Origin of the sequence: Solidesulfovibrio sp. C21 (genome assembly GCF_047785625.1) — a bacterium.
GTDB lineage: Bacteria > Desulfobacterota > Desulfovibrionia > Desulfovibrionales > Desulfovibrionaceae > Solidesulfovibrio.
Window position 1 is genome coordinate 1 of the sequence record NZ_JBLODY010000157.1, and the last position, 1,898, is coordinate 1,898.

Annotated in this window: 3 protein-coding genes; 2 read left to right on the forward strand and 1 reads right to left on the reverse strand. The window is 61.0% G+C overall.

What is annotated here, in order from left to right; all coding sequences use genetic code 11:
- Positions 1-328 precede the first annotated feature (328 nt).
- The gene (locus tag ACMZ6R_RS20405; RefSeq protein ID WP_416114793.1) at positions 329-655 is read right to left on the reverse strand and encodes a hypothetical protein; all 327 of its coding nucleotides are present in this window, start codon (positions 653-655) and stop codon (positions 329-331) included.
- Positions 656-805: 150 nt separating this feature from the next.
- Between ACMZ6R_RS20405 and ACMZ6R_RS20410 the strand changes: the two genes are divergently transcribed.
- Together ACMZ6R_RS20410 and ACMZ6R_RS20415 are read left to right on the forward strand one after the other, a co-directional pair.
- Positions 806-1,204, forward strand: a complete 399-nt coding sequence (locus tag ACMZ6R_RS20410) for a MucR family transcriptional regulator (RefSeq protein WP_416114794.1) — start codon at positions 806-808, stop codon at positions 1,202-1,204.
- Positions 1,205-1,439: 235 nt separating this feature from the next.
- A complete protein-coding gene (locus ACMZ6R_RS20415) occupies positions 1,440-1,814 on the forward strand; it encodes an FmdB family zinc ribbon protein (RefSeq protein WP_416114795.1) in 375 nt (124 codons plus the stop codon).
- The last annotated feature ends 84 nt before the right edge of the window (positions 1,815-1,898 follow it).

The window sequence follows — 1,898 nt, forward strand, 5'->3', positions numbered from 1 at the left end:
CCCCCGGACCCCCACCCTCCCCAAAAACTTTCATAGGGGAGCTGTAACGGGGAGCGACGCCTTTACTTAACGCGGTTCAGTACATTCTTTCTTTTTTCGCCCCGAAGGGGCGACGGCGTGGTGCAGGCGGAATTTGCCGGGACGAGCTTGTCGCGAAGCGACATGCAGCGTCCCGGCAAATCCCGCCGCCATCTTCTCCGCTTCCGCCTGACCGCCTGCCAACTCCGCTCCCGCGCGGCCAAAGCGCACCGGATGGGGGGCCCGGGGGGCCCGTGGCCCCTCGGCGGGGGGCTGGGGGGCAGAGCCCCCTCTGCCGGGTTATCTCCGTCTACTTCTTCTTGAAGCGCCAACCGCGGCGGTGCATGCAGGCGCTGTAGGCGTCGAGGTGGTCGTCGTCTTCGACCACGTTTCCCATCCATTTTTCGGTTTCGGCGATCGGCGTGGGGTCGAAGTAGAAGCGGTCCATACCGTATGTGGGCGGTACGTCCTGGTTGGCTTCCTGGGTGCAGATGGCGGAGTCGGCGGCGAATTGTTTTTTGGCGTCGGCCGGATTGGCGATATTGGGGTTGACGTAGGCGTGGCTGCAACCGGCCAGAATCATTGCAGCGACGGCAAGCAGTCGGGACAGGGCGGGCAGGGGCGATTTTCCCGGCATGAGTGTTCCTTTGTGTGTGGATTTTCCCAAGGGATATTTACTCTTTCCATAGGGTGCAACCTTTTTCCGGGTTTGCGCGACTTGACAACCTGACGCGTTGTCTTTTTTCGTGACAACAGGCGTAAAATTCCTGTTTGGAGGAGACGTCCCATGGATACCTATTTATCTCTTGCTCTGGATATCGTGAAGGCGCAGGCCAGGGTGCGCAATATGACGGAAGATGAGATAACGGCCATGATGTCGAAGCTGGCCGGGAGTATTAAATCCATCGATATTGCGGGTGGCGGGGCGCGTGCACTGGTGTCCGGCGATGCGCCGCTCGATCCGAAGAAGGCTGTCAAGGAACGCACCATCATGTGCATGGAATCCGGCAAGCCGTACAAGATACTCACCAAGCGTCATCTGGCAAAATTCGGGCTTACACCGGAGGAGTATCGGGTCAAATGGGGCTATCCCAAGGGTATGCCGCTTGTGTGCAAGGCCCTGCAACGGGAACGACGCAAGAAGATGCGGGAAATGCAGTTGTGGACGCGGCGGCCGGCCGGGTAGGCGCCGCTTGGCCATGGGCCGTCGTGGGATTCCCTGCGGCGCGCCCATGGTGGTTTTTCCCCGCCTGCCCCCCTTGACTGCCCTGCGGAACCGATTACTTTTTTTGGCGCTCGACCTCGTCGAGTGCTGCCGAGCCGCGCGGCGGCTGATCGGACGGCCCTTGACAAAAAAGGGCCGAAAGATGACTTGTTGCGGCCGATCACGGGGCCGAATGCGGCCTCAAGGGGAGTGTACGATGCCCATCTATGAATACAAATGCGACAAGTGCGGCAAGATTTCCGAGATCTTGCAGAAACATTTCGATGTGGACGAAGCGCCCTGCGAGGCGTGCGGCGCGCCGGCCCATCGCATCATGTCCAACACCTCGTTCGTGCTCAAGGGCACGGGCTGGTATGTGACCGATTACAAAAGCAACGGCGGTTGCTGTGCGGCCGGCGAGAGCGGCAACGGCAAGTCCCATGACGGCAAGCCCGCGGACGCCTCCTCCGGGGACTCCTCTTCCGCCGCATCCTCCACGACCACCACTTCCGATGCCGCTTCCTGCGCCAAGACGCCTTCCGGAGGTTGTTCCTCCTGCGCCTCGACCGCAAGCTCCAGTGCTGCGTCCTGACGCGGCGCGGTTTTGAGGAGATGAGAGGAAGGTGCGAGAGGGGAACCCTTTTTGAAAAAAGGGTTCCCCTCTCGCGCTCTCCCC

Bases quoted from the DNA above. Each gene is read 5' to 3' on its own strand.
- ACMZ6R_RS20405 (WP_416114793.1), bottom strand. From the start codon at position 655: ATGCCGGGAAAATCGCCCCTGCCCGCCCTGTCCCGACTGCTTGCCGTC.
- ACMZ6R_RS20415 (WP_416114795.1), top strand. From the start codon at position 1,440: ATGCCCATCTATGAATACAAATGCGACAAGTGCGGCAAGATTTCCGAG.
- ACMZ6R_RS20410 (WP_416114794.1), top strand. From the start codon at position 806: ATGGATACCTATTTATCTCTTGCTCTGGATATCGTGAAGGCGCAGGCC.